This is a genomic window from Methylobacterium frigidaeris (assembly GCF_022179185.1).
In the GTDB taxonomy this organism is placed as follows: Bacteria; Pseudomonadota; Alphaproteobacteria; order Rhizobiales; family Beijerinckiaceae; genus Methylobacterium; species Methylobacterium frigidaeris.
The window spans coordinates 42,269-57,050 of sequence record NZ_BPQJ01000043.1 but is presented as its reverse complement, the minus strand read 5'-3'; the positions used below and the strand labels follow the sequence as shown (position 1 = coordinate 57,050).

Genomic DNA, 14,782 nt, shown 5'->3' with positions numbered 1-14,782 from the left:
TCTCCTCCTCCAGTGCGCGGGCGCGGATCAGGCCGTCCTTGAACACCTGCACGGCGGTGGCCATCTCGCCAACTTCGTCGCGGCGCCCGGTGCCCTCGACAGATACCGCGAGATCACCGCCAGCGAGGCGGCGCATCGTTATTGTCATCCGGCCGATCGGGCCGATCACCCGCCAGCGCACGATGACGAACCCGATGAGGGTGAGGACGAGCGCAACGGCAAGCAGCCCGCCCCCCCCGGCAAGCCTTGCCGTTGCCTCGGAGTGCCGGATCTGCGCGTGCTGCCGCGCCAATGACATCGCGGCATTCGAAATGGCAGTAAGGGCTTCCAGGCCCTGATTGCCGAGGCGGTCCAGATCGTCGTTGCCGATGCCTGGTGCGCGCTTGGCGGCCGCATCGTCATAGGCTGCCTTGCGGATGCGCTCGTAGGTGCCGAACGTGACGCTCTTCGCCGCATTCGTCAGATCCACCAGTTCGGCCGGGACGCCGGGTCGGGCGACGAGTTCGTTGAGCACCGACCAGTTCACCAGCGCGCGACCGCGCAGCTCGGCCATTTTGCGGTCCAGGTCCGGCGTGAGTTCGCCTCTGCTGCGCACCTCTGCCAGGACCGTGCGCTCCAGGCCGACTCCGTCGCGGGCAAGCCAAGCTGCCTGCTTGACGGCCATAAGCTCGGCCGTCGTTGTGTCGGCCATTCGGATGGCTTCGCCCAAGGCGATCGACATCGCCTCCAACCGATCAATCACGTCGGTGGCCGCGGCGGCGTATGCTTTGCTCAAGCCCGAGGGCCGCTTCTCCAGCGGCACCGCGAGAGCGGCATCCGCCTCACCACGCAAGCTGGAGAACCTCGCGACGCTCGCAGCGAGGCCAGCGGCGACTTCAGGCCGACCGCTTGTGCAGTCGATCTGCCCGCAGAGTTCGGTGACCCGGGAGAGGGCCGGGTCTGCTTTCTGGCGTGCCGTGAAGAGCATCGCGAGGAACGCCTCGGACGCCGGCTGGCGCGCCTCAAGGGCAACGCGGGTGGGCCCGCGCTGGGTGCGAGTGTTCTGGAGAGCAGCGAAAACCTCATAACCAGTGTCGGCGACGCGTGCCGCACGCGCGCTGTCGCGCAGCTTGGTGATGTCGCCGTAGATCGGAGTTCCGGCCGCTACCACGACCAGGACGGCCATCGATCCGAGCAGGATCTGAAGGGTCGTGCCGATCTTCGGCGAGAAATTTCTCACAGCCATCACTCGTTCCGCCATTCGAACCGGCGTCTACAACCATGTAGAACATGCGCGGATAATGCCTAAACTTTACTAATTATCTATGTATGCTGCTCTATCGGAGCATGATCCCTTGACCAAGAGGCATTTTAAGGCAATATAATTGTCAGATCTAGATTGTTGCCGCTTCCAAGAAGACCGAACCGAACCTGTTCCGCACGGACAGCTTCGCCAAGACAGTTTCAGAGAGCAGACCAGGCAAGCATCTCGCCTACCTGTCACCCTAATCACTCGTAGGCGGTGAAAGTGGCGTGGCGGATGCGAGCCCCTGTTGCGTAATCGCAGCCCGGAGTTTCTGAGCAGCCTCGTCCCACCTGCTCATGCGGACGATCTGTGGCGGTGTGCAATACTGGGTGTGCTCCCTGACCGCTCGCTCCGCATCAAGGGACGAAGAAGGCCAGATCGGCTACGATCCCGATCATGTGCAACCTCTACAGCCTCGCTCGCTCTCAGGACGAGATCCGCCGCACCTTCGCGGTTGATCGCGACGAGGCCGGCAACCTGCCGCCGCTGCCCGGGATCTTCCCCGACCAGATGGCGCCGGTCGTCCATGCCGCCGACGGTGAGCGGGTGCTGACGATGATGCGTTGGGGCTTCCCGCCGCCGCCAAAGGTCGGCACCCAGCCGGTCACCAACGTGCGCAACGTCGCCTCTCCCTACTGGCGGCCCTGGCTCAAGCCAGCACACCGTTGCTTGGTGCCGGTCACCTCGTTCAGCGAGTACGCCGACACGAAGCCCCGCAAGACGCCGGTGTGGTTCGCCCTCGATGAGAACCGGCCTCTCTTCGCCTTTGCAGGGATCTGGCGCCCCTGGACGGGCGTGCGCGGGCCGAAGCGGGACGAGCCCGTACCGGAGGAGCACCGGCTGTTCTCGTTCCTGACGACGGAGGCGAACGGCGTGGTCCGGCCGGTACACCCGAAGGCGATGCCGGTGCTGCTCACCAGCGCGGAGGAGTGGCGCACCTGGCTTGAGGCGCCAACTGATGAGGCGCTGCAGCTACAGCGGCCGCTCCCGGACGAGATGATCGCCGAGGTGGCGCGAGGCTCGCGTCAGGACGGAGTCTAGAGTTCGGGTTGCCGCTCTTCGGTCGGGATGAAAACCTCTCGCCGCGCCCCGGTCGGATGATGCGGAAAGGCTGATCGGGGAGGGGCCGATCACGTCCAACAAAATGTCCAACATGGATCCTGGGAAAAGAATATTTCCCCTTCCATATCAGATGCTTGTCATCTCGCGGCCGGGCACGCGAATCCCACCCCTTCCGCCAAGCTATAGCTAAGTCTTTGAATCATCGAGAAGCGTTGACATACAAAGGGTTAGCCGCCACCTGTGCCACAGGCTGTTGCTACAGGTGACACCTCGCGATGGGCCACGAAACCCGCCTCGTTCGCCGTAAGAGCTACGGCTTCGTCATCGCCCACCTCGAGCGTGACCGCGACCGGCCCGCGCGCCTGAAGGAGCAAGTGCGGATCGCGACGGACCTGTTGCGTGGGGTCCGGCAGGAGATCCGCCCGCCCCGGCGCTGAGCCGTCGGCCAGCGGATCAGCCGTCATCCTCCTCACCGAAGAAGCGGAGGAGTTCCTCGCTCAGGACATCCGGCTGCTCCTCGGGGATCCAGTGCCCGCACGCCTCCACGACGCCCCCGCGCACGTCCTCGGCGACACGGCGCAGGGATTCGATGCATTCCAGGCCGCGCCCGAAGCTCCTGTCGCCGCCGAGCGCCAGGACCGGCATCCTGAGCTTGCCGTCGCGGTCGAGCATCGCACGGTTGTCCTCCGCGTCCTGGGGCAGGGCGCGATAGAAGGCGAGCATCGCCCGGAAGGCTCCGAAGGTCGTGTAGGTACGCAGGTACTCGCGCTGATCGGCCTCCGGGATCGCGGTCGGCCTGTGCCCGTAATTGTCGAACAGCCAGCGCACCACGAGATCCTCGCGCCCGGCGCAGAGCGCCTCCGGCAGGTCGAGGGTGCGGAAGAAGGCGTGGTGCCAACGCCGGCCACCCTGCGAGAAATCCGCACCGTCGCCCGGGATGACCACGTCGAGGATGGCGAGGCGGCGCACGGCCTCCCGGCGCTGGGCCGCGAGCGAGAAGGCCACCGGTCCGCCCCAGTCGTGCCCGACGAGAAAGAAGCGCTCGATGCCGAGGTGGTCGTGCACGAGCTGCCAGACGTCATGCGCGAGCGTCTTCTTGTCGTAACCCGTGGCGGGCCGCGAGGAATCGCCGAGCCCGCGCAGGTCCGGGGCGATCACCCGGTAGCGTTGGGCGAGGCGCGGCAGGATGTGGCGCCACTCGTGAGAGGTCTGCGGGATGCCGTGCACGAGGACGACGGCGTCGCCCGCGCCGGCATCGAGGTAGTGCAGGCTCGCGCCGTCGAGGTCGGCGAAGCGGCTCGCGATCGGGGTCATGCTCGGGTCTCCGGGTGAGAGGACAGGGTGGATTCGCAGATCAGTTCCTCAGGGATGCTCCAGGCCTTCAGCCCACCCGGATCCACGGTCCAGGGCGGAATCGACGGCTCGCGCCGCGCCGGGTCGGAGGGCCGCCAGGCCCGCGGCGCTGCACCGCCATCACCCGAGCTTGCCCGTCGTCGCCTCGAGCAGCCCCCAGGCCTCGTCGCCGTAGCGCTTGCGCCATTCCTGGTAGAAGCCGGAGGAGACGAGGCGGTCCCGGAAGGCGGCGTTCTCGACCTCGAAGAACTGCAGGCCGAGCGTCTGCAGCTTTGATTGCAGCGTCGCGTTCATGTGCTCGACCTCGCGCCGCTGCACCAGGGCCTCCTCGTTGATGTTGCGCTCGAGGATGTCGCGCAGGTTCGGCGGAATGCGCTCCCAGGCCTTGCGGTTGGCCAGCACCCAGAACCCGTCCCACATGTGGTTGGTGAGCGAGCAGTACTTCTGCACCTCGTACATCTTGTCGACGAGCAGCCCGATCAGCGGTTGCTCCAGCCCGTCCGCGATCCTCGTCTGCATCGCCGAGTAGGTCTCGGCCCAGGGAATCGAGACCGGCGCCGCCCCGAAGGACTTGAACATCGAGGTCCAGAGCGGGGAGGGCGGTACCCGGATCTTGAAGCCGCTGAAGTCGTTCGGGGTGCGGATCGGCTTCGTGGACGAGGTTGTCTGCCGGAAGCCGTGATTGTAGGACTTCTCCATGCAGACGAGGTTGGCCTTCTCGAACGCGCCCCGGACGTGTCGGCCGAGCGGGCCATCGAGGGCTTCCCAGACCTTGTCGTAGGTCGGGAAGGCGAAGCCGACGCCGCTGATCGAGGCGACCGGCACCAGCGTCGACATGAGCACCCCGGTCTGGGCGAAGAGCTCGAGGGCGCCAGAGCGCAGCTGGCTCAACATGTCGGCATCCGAGCCGAGCTGGTTCTTGGGAAACAGCTCGATCATCACCTTGCCGTCGGTCTCGCGCGCGACGCGGTCGCGCACGCGGGCCATGGCGACGTTGAGCGGATGGTCCGCCGAGACGATGTTGCCGAGCTTCAGCCGGAAGTCCGGCTCGGCGGCACGGGCCACGTACGGAGCGGCCAGGCAGGCGGCCCCGCCGGCGAGGAGGACGCGACGGGTCGGGCGCGACATGACGGGATCCCTCGAAGACGTGGACGGGAATCGGGGCGTGGTGCTGAGGGGCCGGGTCGCGCCGGGCGCGGCGTCTCGTCGGCACGGGCCAGATGCGCCGGTGCATGCCATCGCGTCTCTCCCTGCTGCGGTCGTCCGAACCATCGAGGATCCGGAACACGGGCGCTTCGCCCGGACCGTTCTGATTATGCAGATGCTGACACACCGCATGCCGTTCGGGAATTGACCATCGGCTCCCCTACCTGTGAGAAAACCTCACAGCGTCCGCATTTCATTCCCGTGCGCCATGGGCATCCGGATGATGCAAAAGCGCAGCCGGTGAGGAATCAGCCAAGTCCAACAGAATGTTCAACGTTGGTCTCGCGCGCCCTGTTACTTTTATTCTCGTGTATAATGATAAATTTAAATTGTCCTTCTCGATAGTTAGAATTAAATTCAGCAGTTTTAAGAATCTATTGGGGAAAATTCGTGATTGAAATACTGGCATTTTAGCCCAGCGGCCTTGATGACATTCATGAGCGCTCCCGGCCGCGCAGTGCTTATCGCCTCGACGTGCAGGCCGCCCGCATTGATGATCCGACCGAGGCACCCGCCCAGGCTGCGCTCGAGAACCCGTCCCGGGGGCCCGTCGGAAGAGGCGCGAGCCGAAGCGGTGCCGTCGGCTCTCGTCCCGGGTCAGCCGCAGGAGCTCGTCCGCCATCTGCGTGCGTGGTCGGCGGCGGCTTGACCGACGACCTCCTCGACGACGGCGCCAGCCTCGTTCGGGCGGCCCCGTGCCGGGAACCGGACGGGCGGCATGCCGTTCATGCCATCATGACAGGCTGCTGTCATGATGACAGATTGGTGCAGAAAGGTGCTTCCATGAACTCTGCCCGACGACCGGGCCCCGCCGACCCGGACCGCTCGAGGCGGGCCCTGTCCGGCCTCGTCATCGAGGTGTTTCGCCTCAACGGCGACCTGATCGAGGCGGGAGACGCCCTCGTCCAGGACCTCGGGCTGACCAGCGCCCGCTGGCAGGTGCTGGGAGCCGTGGCCCTTGCCCCGGCCCCGCTGCCGGTCGCCCACATCGCCCGCAACATGGGCCTCGCCCGGCAATCGGTGCAGCGCCTCGTCGACGACATGCGTGCGGACGGGCTCGTCCGACTCGAGCCCAATCCCCATCACCGCCGCGCCCCGCTCGTGGCCATGACCCCGCGCGGCGAGGTCGCCTACGGGCAGGCCATGGCGCGCAAGGACCTCTGGGCGGACGTGCTGACCGAAGGGCTGTCGCCCGAGGCCGTCGAGGCCGCCGCGACGCTCCTGCGCACACTCCAGCAGCGGATCGGCGCCTCCCACGGCGTCATCGCGGCCATCGCCGAGTCGCGTGTCGGCGAGTCGAATGTCGGCAAGTCGAGCGTCGCCCAGTCCACCCGCACCAAGGCCACACGGCAGGAGATCCCGGAATGACCCGCACCGCCGCTTCGCCGGGATACGACGCCGAGGTCATCGTGGTCGGGGCGGGGCCAGTCGGTCTGACGACGGGCTGCGCCCTGCGCCATCACGGCGTGTCGTGCCTGCTTCTCGAACAGCGCACCGAGGTCAAGGCGTATTCGCGCGCCAACAACCTGTGGGCGCGGCCTCAGGAACTGCTCGCCAGCGTCGGCCTGCGCGACGTCCTCGCCGAGAACGCCTACGCCATCCACACCATCAACTTCTTCGTCAACGGCACGCCGACGGCCCCCATCCCCATTGCCGACGTGGCCAGCCCCTATCCCAAGGTTCTCTATAGCGGGCAGGACGTGATCGAGCGGACCCTGGTGTCGGCGTTCGAGGCGCGCGGCGGCCGGCTCGACCGGGGTTGCACGGTGATCGACCTCGCTCAGGACGAGGCGGGCGTCACCGTGGTGTTCCGGCGGGGCGAGGACGCGCCGGACGAGCGGCGGCGCGGCCGCTACCTCGTCGCCGCGGACGGCGCCCGCAGCGCGATCCGCCCCCTGCTCGGCCTCGACTTCGCGCCCGAGCGGTTCGCGAACTGCATGAACCGGCAGGTGGATGCCCGGCTGTCCTGGCGGCGTTCGATGGAGCCGGACCAGCTCTGGTTCTTCTACTATGAGCGCGGCTTCGCCGGCGTCATGCCGGTCTGGGGCGGCTACCACCGGCTGTTCTTCCTGGCCGACGACACGGGCGTACCGGACCGCGACCCGACCCTGGACGAGATCCAGGCGGTCGCGCGGGAGGTGACGGGGGACGACACGCTCACGCTGACCGACCCGCAATGGCTCACCCACAGCCGGTTCGATCACGGCGTCTCGCCCGGCTATGCGCGCGGCCGCGTGTTCCTGGCGGGCGATGCCGGGCACCTGTCCCTGCCCGTCGGCGGTCAGGGCATGAATGCGGGCCTGCACGATGCGGTCGAGATCGCGTGGCGGCTCTCCATGACGCTGCGGGGCGAGGCGGCGCCGGTCGTGCTCGAGTCCTACGACGGCGAGCGGGGCGGCGAGCACGCCCGTTTGAGCGCGCAGCAGGCGCGCGGGTTCCGGTGGACCGTCTATCGCGGGCCGGTCACCGACGCGGCGCTGGGGCTCGCCGCGAAGGCGCTGCCGAATCTCGGGTCGCTGCTGCAGGGGACGGACGACATGCAGCAGATGGCGGTCGCGTACCCGACGGGCAGCCTGAACGAGGACCGCCTGTCCGGGCTGACGACGCTGCTGCGGCCGGGGCCGAAACCGGGCGAGCGCGCTCCGGACGCGGAGGTGACGGCCGGCGGGGAGACCTCGACCCTGTTCCGGTTCCTCACCAACCCGGACGGCTGGACGACGGGCTGGACCTTGCTGTGCTTCGACGGGCGGTCGCCGAGCGCGCGCGGCGCGCTGCTCGCCGCCGTCGATGCCGTCGTGCCCTGGCCGTGGGTGCGGCCGCGGCTGGTCCTGGCGGGCCCGATGATCGAGGGCGCCGACGCCCCCGTTCTCTCCGACCTGGACGGCAGGGCGCACGGAGCCTACGGCCTGGAGGGCCGGCCGGCCCTGGTGCTGGTGCGTCCGGACGGGCATATCGGCTTCCGGGCCGATGCCGGCCGGATCGATCATCTGGTGGCGTATTGCCGAAGGGTCTTCGGCCCTGCAGCCGGTGACGCCGAGGCCATCGCTGCGCGGAGGGAGCCGACGGCCGCCGTGTCAGGACCTGCCCATTGAGCGGAGCCTCACCAGTCGATCTCTCCTGTCTTTTCCCGGGCACTGGAGCCTCAACGGAAAAAGATCGGGGATCCGCACGATCAATCGCGAAGCGTCCGCCTGTCTGCAACGGCACACCATGCAGAGCCGCTTGGCAGCGCTTCCCGAGCTGGATTCCGGATCTCCTTCCACGTCGTTCCAACCGTCCGGAACAGGGGAGGAGCCCATGACCGACGGTCCGCTTGTCCAGCGTGGCCATCCATCACTATGACGGCCGACGCAGGGGACCCAGCGCGACCGGGGAGGAGACACGCATGAGATTCGTGGTGCTGGCGGCCCTGCTGGCCGGTCTCGGCCCGGCGCTTGCCGGGGAGGGGGCCGCCCGTCGGGATCTCGCACTGCCGACCGTCGATGACGCCAACACGCGCTATTCCGCGCTCGACCGGATCACGCCCGAGACTGTCGGCCGGCTGAAGGTCGCCTGGACCTACTCGACCGGGGCGCTGCGCGGGCACGAGGGCGCGCCGCTCGTCGTCGGCCACGTCATGTATGTGCACACCCCGTTCCCCAATACCGTCACGGCCCTCGATCTCGATCGGGACGGCAGGATCCTGTGGCGCTACACGCCGCGGCAGGAGGCGGGCGTGGTTGCGGTGATGTGCTGCGACACGGTCCATCGCGGCCCCGCCTACCAGGACGGGCGGATCTTCCTGCAGCTCGCCGATACGACCGTCGTGGCGCTCGAGGCCGTGACCGGACGGGAGCTGTGGTCGGTGCGGAACGGCGATCCGACCCGCGGCGAGACCAACACGGCGACAGTGATGCCGGTGGGGACCAAGCTGATCGTCGGCCTGTCGGGCGGCGAGTACGGGGCGCGCTGCCACGTCACCGCCTACGACCAGGCGACGGGGCGGCGCCTGTGGCGCGCCTTCGCCACCGGTCCGGATGCCGAGATGCTGGTCGATCCCCAGAGGACGACGGAACTCGGCCGCCCGATCGGCGAGAACTCCTCGCTGAAGAGCTGGGAGGGCGAGCAGTGGAGGACCGGCGGTGGCTGCGCCTGGGGCTGGTTCTCCTACGATCCGGAGCTGAACCTCGTCTATTACGGCACCGGCAATCCCTCGACCTGGAACCCGGCGCAGCGCCCGGGCGACAACCGCTGGGCGATGGCGATCATCGCCCGCGACGCCGATACCGGCATGGCGAAGTGGGTCTACCAGATGACGCCCCACGACCAGTGGGACTATGACGGCGTCAACGAGATGATCCTGACGGAGCAGGAGCACGAGGGGCGCCGGCGACGGCTCCTGACGCATTTCGACCGCAACGGCTTCGGCTACACCCTCGACCGGGAGACCGGCGAGCTGCTGGTGGCCGAGAAATTCGATCCGAGCGTGAACTGGGCGACGCGGATCGACCTCGACCGCGCCTCCCCGACCTATGGCCGCCCGGTGGTGGACGCGCGCTACGCCCCGGGCACGGCCGGGGAGGACGAGACCGTGAAGGGCATCTGCCCCGGGGCGCTCGGCGCCAAGAACCAGCAGCCCGCCGCCTACTCGCCGCGCACCGGCCTGTTCTACGTGCCGACCAACCACATGTGCATGGATTACGAGCCGTTCCACGTCACCTACACGCCGGGGCAGCCCTATGTCGGCGCGACGCTGACGCTGCATCCGCCGCCGGGGACCGATCGCACCGGCGCCTTCATCGCCTGGGACAACTTGTCGGGGCAGATCAAGTGGTCGATCCCGGAGCCGTTCTCGGTCTGGTCGGGGGCCCTCGCCACCGCCGGCGGGGTGGTGTTCTACGGCACCCTCGAAGGCTACCTGAAGGCGGTCGATGCCGAGACCGGCCGGGAACTCTACCGCTTCAAGACGCCGTCGGGGATCGTCGGCAACGTCACGACCTACATGCATCAGGGGCGGCAATACGTGGCGGTGCTGTCGGGCATCGGCGGCTGGGCCGGAATCGGGCTCGCGGCGGGCCTCACCGACCCGGCCGAGGGATCGGGCGCCGTCGGCGGCTATGCGGGCCTGGCACAGTACACCGCCGCGGGCGGCCAGCTCACGGTCTTCGCCCTGCCGGAGCCTTGAAGGACCCGGGTTGACCCGGGACGATCCGGCCGCACTCTTCCCGGACCACCATCACGGAGGCTCTTCGATGCGGGTGCCGGTCGCACTCCTGTGGCTGCTCGCGGCGCCGGTCGCCCTGGCGCAGACGCCGTCGGCGGAAGACCCCGCGATGGCCGCCTGCCTGCCCGGCCTCGTCGCCCGGGCGCGGGAGCAGGGGGTGACGCCGGCCCTGGCGGAGGCGCAGCTCTCCGGACTTGCCGCCGATCCGGACGTGCTGGCGGCGACGCGCAAGCAGGCGGAGTTCGAGAAGCCGGTCTGGGCCTATCTCGACGCCGCGGTGAGCGAGGAAGCGGTGACCGACGGCAGGGCGAAGCTCGTATCCGAGGCGAGCCTGCCGGCGATCGAGGCCGCCTACGGCGTCGACCGTCACGTGCTTGTGGCGATCTGGGGCATCGAATCGGGCTACGGCAGCGTCCTGGACGATCCGCGCAAGGTGCGGCCGGTCCTGCGCTCCCTCGCCACCCTGGCCTGCGCCGGGGACAAGCGGGCCGCGACCTGGACCGAGGAACTGGTGGCGGCCCTGCGCATCCTCGATCTCGGGCGCACCACGCCCGAGCGCCTGACCGGCTCCTGGGCCGGCGCGATGGGCCACACCCAGTTCATGCCGACGACGTATCTGCGCCATGCCCTCGATTTCGACGGCGACGGGCGGGCCGACATCTGGACATCGGCACCGGACGCACTCGCCTCGACGGCACAATACCTGCGGACCTTGGGGTGGCGCCCGGGCGAGGGCTGGGGCGGCGAGGTGGTGCTGCCGGCGGGCTTCGATTACCGCCTCGCCGACGAGACGACATCGCGGACGCTGGCGGAATGGCGCGCGCTCGGCCTCAGACCGGCGGGCCGGGAGATCGGGATCGACACCGACACGGCGCGCCTGGTTCTGCCGGCCGGGGCCCGCGGACCGGCCTTCCTGCTTCGGCCGAACTTCGGGGCGCTGCTCGGCTACAACACCGCCTTCTCCTACGCGCTGGCGGTCGCGCACCTCTCCGACCGGCTGCGCGGGGAGCCCGGCTTCGTGCAGGCCTGGCCCCGGGGCGACCGTCCGCTCAGCAACGACGAGCGGCGAGAGATCCAGACGGTCCTCGAGGCGAAGGGACACCCGGTCGGCGGGGTCGACGGGCGGATCGGTCCGCGCAGCCGGGCGGCGATCCGGGCGTGGCAGGCCGCCGAGGGGCTGGTGCCGGACGGCTACGCCGATTCCACGCTGCTCGACCGCCTGCGAGCCGGAAATTGATTCCCGGCCAACGCACGATTCGGCGGTTCGGTACCACCGCATCCGCCGCGAAACGCCTGACTCCTGTGGAGAAAAGGTTGTCGACTCCTGAATCGGAGGGGCCCGGGCTTAACGCTTGACTCTCCGTCGGCTGACTCCGCCAAACTACGCCCAGGTGGTCGGATGAGGCTCGAAAGCGTAGATGTCGAAGGCGGCCGAAAGTCGAATCGTCGGGCGGAAGCGAGCCTCCCCCGCGCCGTTCGACGCCGTGATCGCGGCCCATGCCGAGGCCCTGACGCGCCAGCTCGCGCGGGCGGGCGGGCGGTTCACCCCGCCGGCGGCCCGGCGCGAATTACGGCGCTTCCCGACCGGCGAGGCGGCGCGGCTGATCGGCATCACCGACGCCTATCTGCGCCAGCTGATCCTCTCCGACGAGGCGCTGGAGCCCGAGAAGGGGCCGGCCGGCCGGCGGCTGTTCACCCTCGGCCAGATCAACGACCTGCGCCGGCGCCTGGCGCGGACGCGGCCGGGCTACCTGCGCCACCGGCGGGCGGGGGAGCACCTGCAGATTATTGCTGTCACCACCGTCAAGGGGCGCTCGGGCAAGACCACGGCGGCGGCGCACCTGGCGCAGTACCTGGCATTGCAGGGCTTTCGGGTGCTCGCCGTCGATCTCGATCCGCAGGCGGCGCTCTCGGGCCTGTTCGGCTGCCGGCCGGAGCTCGATGTAGGGTTGAGCCAGACGCTCTATGGCGCGGTGCGGCGCGACGGGGCCGAGCGCCCGCTGACCGAGATCCTGCGCCCGACGCACTTTCCCGGCATCGATCTGGTGCCCGGCCACCTCGAGCTGATGGCCTGCGAGCACGGCGCTCTCCCGGAGAACACCGTCGGCCGCGTCGCCGGGGCGCTGGCGGGCGTATCCGAGCGTTACGACGTGGTGGTGGTCGATTGCTCAGCCCAGCTCGGCCTCCTGACCCTCGGGGCGCTCTCCGCCGCGACCGGCATCCTGGTGGCGGTGCAGCCGCAGATGCTGGATCTCGCCGGCATGTCCGGCTCGCTGCGGATGACCGCCGATCTCCTCGGCGCCGTGCTGCGCGACGCCGGTGGCGAGAAGCGGCACGATTTCCTGCGCTACCTCGTCACCCGCTACGAGCCGAATGATGGGCCGCAGACCCAGATCGTCGGGCTTCTGCGGGCGCTGTTCGGCGAGCAGGTGATGACGCACGCGGTGCCTCTGTCCTCTGCGATCGCCGAGGCGGGCGCTGCCGGCCGCACGCTCTACGAGGCGGGCCGCGAGAATTCTTCGCGGCAGGCCTATGACCGGACGGTCGAGGCGCTCGATGCGGTGAATGCCGAGATTGCCGGCGAGATCGCACGGGCCTGGGGCCGCCCGTGTTGGGGCCGCGCCGCGTGAGCCCTTCCCTCATCCCGGGGTTCCGCCCCAGGTGACTGCCGCCCAGTGAGTTCCCGCTCACGCGGCGACGCGTAATCCCGCCTCACGGCGGTTCCACTCACTCGAACCTGGAAAGGACCGATCCGGCAAAAGAAAAAGGCCCCCGAAGCGACGCCCCGGAAGCCCTTCTCTTAGTGCCTGGCAGCCTGAGAGAATCAAATCCGGCACATTCTGTCAAGCGTGGCGCCGATTCGGCGAACCCTTTTCTGTTGCCTGACGACAGGCACAGCCATGACCCAGACCCAACCATCGACGCCCTTCGGGCGGCGGCCGCTGTCGCTCGCCATGATGGCAGCGCAGGCGGCGGCTAAAGCCTGCCCGGAGGAGACCGTCAGCCACAAGTGGCGCACATTCCGCCACCTGACCGAGGCCAAGCAGCGCCTCGGCCTCGGGGACCGGGCCCTCGCCGTGCTCTCGGCGCTCCTCAGCTTCCATCCCGGGACCGCCCTGACGCCGGGGCCCGACCTCGTGGTCTTCCCCTCGAACCGCGAGTTGTCGGTGCGGGCGCACGGGCCGTCGCCGACGACGCTCCGGCGGGCACTGAGCCAGCTCGTCGAGGCCGGCCTGGTGATCCGGCGCGACAGCCCCAACGGCAAGCGCTACGCCCGGCGCGGCGAGGGCGGGCATATCGAGCAGGCCTTCGGCTTCGACCTCTCGCCTCTGGTGGCGCGGGCGAGCGAATTCGAGGCGCTGGCCGCCGAGGTGCGGGCCGCCGCCAAGGCGCGGACGCTCCTGCGCGAGGAGATCTCGCTCCTGCGCCGGGACATCGGGAAGATCGTCGCGTTCGCCCGCGAGACGGGACTGAGCGGCGCGTGGGACGGGATCGAGGCACAGTTGCAGGGAGCGGGCGCCATGCCGCCGCGCTCGGCCGGCAACGCGGTCCTGGCCGAGATCGCAACGGGATTGCGGACCTTGCGCGCCGCAGTGGATAAGTGCCTGGCGGACTCGATCGAATTCCAAGAAACGGACGCCAGTGAGTCCCAGGCCGGCTGCCACCATCAGAGTTCAAAACCTGAGTCTTTCCAGAATCTTGAACGGGGTTTGCGGGGACAGGACGACGAGGTCGCGGTCCCCCGGACGGCCAGCGTGGTGCCGGCGAACAGGGCCCTGCCACTGGGGCTGGTGCTCGAGGCCTGCCCCGACATCGTGGCCTACGCCCGGCACGGAGTCGGGAACTGGCGGGACTTCCTCGGTGCGGCCGTGGTGGCCCGGGCGAGCCTCGGGATCGCGCCGCTGGCCTGGAACGCCGCGGTCGAGGCGATGGGCGAGGAACAGGCGGCGGTCGTGGTCGCGGGCATCCTGCAGCGCGGGCCGGCGATCGCCGTGCCGGGTGCCTATCTGCGCGACCTCACCGAGAAGGCGCGGGCAGGGCGGTTCTCAGCTTGGCCGATGGTGATGGCTTTGTGGCGGGTGCAGCAGGGAAATACGATCTCGGGATCGGACATTCGGAGACCGCTCACCGGATCGTCGTTGCGACCGCGCTTCAACCCGACCGCCATTCACCCGGGAGGATCCCGTAATGGCTGAACCTCAGGCCACCCAGAGCCTGTTCGCGTATGTCGACGGAGTTCAAACCCTCCTTCGTCATCCCAATCCGAGCCGGGATCCCCGAATCGTGCCCGATGGAGCGAAACCTTAGGCGTCGGATCAGCCGAACCCAGCTACCCGGCGATGGCGGTGAGCACCACCTCCTCCGCCCGCGCCACGTAGGCTGTCAGGATGAGGAAGACGAGGACCGTCAGCGCGTTCCAGGCCAGGTAGCGGCTGCGCTCGACCAGGGTGCGGGTCTTGACGGCGGCGGGCATGGAACAGGGCTCCTCGGTGAGGGGCGAGCGGCGCCCGCTAGGTGGTTCGCAGGGGATGCGTGTGGTCGCGAGATCCGGCTGCACGCACGGTGTCGCTCCCCGGGCACATTCAAGCCGGGCGATGCCCTCGCCGTCAATGAACGCACCTCCCAAAGAGGTGCCAGGATTTAGAATAATACGACTACCGATTCCCGTTCTT

Annotated in this window: 12 protein-coding genes; 8 read left to right on the top strand and 4 right to left on the bottom strand. The window is 68.9% G+C overall.

Annotated features, from left to right (window positions below):
• The coding region (locus tag MFF64_RS29115; protein ID WP_238193010.1) for a HAMP domain-containing protein at positions 1-1,225 on the bottom strand (1,225 nt) is incomplete at its 3' end.
• 456 nt (positions 1,226-1,681) lie between these two features.
• On the opposite strand from MFF64_RS29115, the gene MFF64_RS29110 reads away from it, so the two are divergent.
• Positions 1,682-2,326 carry an SOS response-associated peptidase gene (locus MFF64_RS29110; protein WP_099902806.1) on the top strand — a complete coding sequence of 215 codons (645 nt, stop codon included), beginning with the start codon at positions 1,682-1,684 and terminating at the stop codon, positions 2,324-2,326.
• Between the two features lie 296 nt (positions 2,327-2,622).
• Positions 2,623-2,784: a hypothetical protein gene (locus tag MFF64_RS29105; RefSeq protein WP_165795724.1), complete on the top strand. Its 162-nt coding sequence runs from the start codon at positions 2,623-2,625 to the stop codon at positions 2,782-2,784.
• A 16-nt stretch (positions 2,785-2,800) separates the two neighbouring features.
• Here the strand turns inward: MFF64_RS29105 and MFF64_RS29100 are convergent, their stop codons facing one another.
• Both MFF64_RS29100 and MFF64_RS29095 read right to left on the bottom strand, forming a co-directional pair.
• Positions 2,801-3,661 carry an alpha/beta fold hydrolase gene (locus MFF64_RS29100; protein ID WP_238193009.1) on the bottom strand — a complete coding sequence of 287 codons (861 nt, stop codon included), beginning with the start codon at positions 3,659-3,661 and terminating at the stop codon, positions 2,801-2,803.
• 159 nt (positions 3,662-3,820) lie between these two features.
• Positions 3,821-4,828, bottom strand: a complete 1,008-nt coding sequence (locus MFF64_RS29095; RefSeq protein ID WP_099903502.1) for a TRAP transporter substrate-binding protein — start codon at positions 4,826-4,828, stop codon at positions 3,821-3,823.
• An 861-nt stretch (positions 4,829-5,689) separates the two neighbouring features.
• Between MFF64_RS29095 and MFF64_RS29090 the strand changes: the two genes are divergently transcribed.
• The 6 genes from MFF64_RS29090 (at position 5,690) to repC (ending at position 14,305) form a co-directional block, all read left to right on the top strand.
• On the top strand, positions 5,690-6,274 hold the full coding sequence (locus tag MFF64_RS29090) for a MarR family winged helix-turn-helix transcriptional regulator (protein ID WP_099903498.1): 585 nt from the start codon (positions 5,690-5,692) through the stop codon (positions 6,272-6,274).
• Complete coding sequence (locus MFF64_RS29085; protein WP_238193008.1) at positions 6,271-7,998, top strand: FAD-dependent monooxygenase; 1,728 nt, start codon at positions 6,271-6,273, stop codon at positions 7,996-7,998. Before MFF64_RS29090 ends, MFF64_RS29085 begins: the two co-directional genes overlap by 4 nt.
• A gap of 293 nt (positions 7,999-8,291) precedes the next feature.
• Positions 8,292-10,070: a methanol/ethanol family PQQ-dependent dehydrogenase gene (locus MFF64_RS29080; protein WP_099899789.1), complete on the top strand. Its 1,779-nt coding sequence runs from the start codon at positions 8,292-8,294 to the stop codon at positions 10,068-10,070.
• 67 nt (positions 10,071-10,137) lie between these two features.
• Entirely contained in the window at positions 10,138-11,346 is a 1,209-nt protein-coding gene (locus MFF64_RS29075) for a lytic murein transglycosylase (protein WP_238193007.1), read from the top strand.
• 181 nt (positions 11,347-11,527) lie between these two features.
• The gene (gene repA / locus MFF64_RS29070) at positions 11,528-12,739 is read left to right on the top strand and encodes a plasmid partitioning protein RepA (protein ID WP_099899791.1); all 1,212 of its coding nucleotides are present in this window, start codon (positions 11,528-11,530) and stop codon (positions 12,737-12,739) included.
• A gap of 270 nt (positions 12,740-13,009) precedes the next feature.
• Positions 13,010-14,305, top strand: a complete 1,296-nt coding sequence (gene repC, locus MFF64_RS29065) for a plasmid replication protein RepC (protein WP_099899793.1) — start codon at positions 13,010-13,012, stop codon at positions 14,303-14,305.
• Between the two features lie 134 nt (positions 14,306-14,439).
• Here the strand turns inward: repC and MFF64_RS29060 are convergent, their stop codons facing one another.
• Complete coding sequence (locus tag MFF64_RS29060; protein WP_165795524.1) at positions 14,440-14,583, bottom strand: hypothetical protein; 144 nt, start codon at positions 14,581-14,583, stop codon at positions 14,440-14,442.
• Positions 14,584-14,782: the final 199 nt, after the last annotated feature.

Coding starts and splice junctions, on each gene's coding strand:
- MFF64_RS29075 (WP_238193007.1), top strand. CDS start 10,138: ATGCGGGTGCCGGTCGCACTCCTGTGGCTGCTCGCGGCGCCGGTCGCC.
- MFF64_RS29060 (WP_165795524.1), bottom strand. CDS start 14,583: ATGCCCGCCGCCGTCAAGACCCGCACCCTGGTCGAGCGCAGCCGCTAC.
- MFF64_RS29090 (WP_099903498.1), top strand. CDS start 5,690: ATGAACTCTGCCCGACGACCGGGCCCCGCCGACCCGGACCGCTCGAGG.
- MFF64_RS29085 (WP_238193008.1), top strand. CDS start 6,271: ATGACCCGCACCGCCGCTTCGCCGGGATACGACGCCGAGGTCATCGTG.
- MFF64_RS29095 (WP_099903502.1), bottom strand. CDS start 4,828: ATGTCGCGCCCGACCCGTCGCGTCCTCCTCGCCGGCGGGGCCGCCTGC.
- MFF64_RS29080 (WP_099899789.1), top strand. CDS start 8,292: ATGAGATTCGTGGTGCTGGCGGCCCTGCTGGCCGGTCTCGGCCCGGCG.
- MFF64_RS29100 (WP_238193009.1), bottom strand. CDS start 3,661: ATGACCCCGATCGCGAGCCGCTTCGCCGACCTCGACGGCGCGAGCCTG.
- MFF64_RS29105 (WP_165795724.1), top strand. CDS start 2,623: ATGGGCCACGAAACCCGCCTCGTTCGCCGTAAGAGCTACGGCTTCGTC.
- MFF64_RS29110 (WP_099902806.1), top strand. CDS start 1,682: ATGTGCAACCTCTACAGCCTCGCTCGCTCTCAGGACGAGATCCGCCGC.
- repA (WP_099899791.1), top strand. CDS start 11,528: ATGTCGAAGGCGGCCGAAAGTCGAATCGTCGGGCGGAAGCGAGCCTCC.
- repC (WP_099899793.1), top strand. CDS start 13,010: ATGACCCAGACCCAACCATCGACGCCCTTCGGGCGGCGGCCGCTGTCG.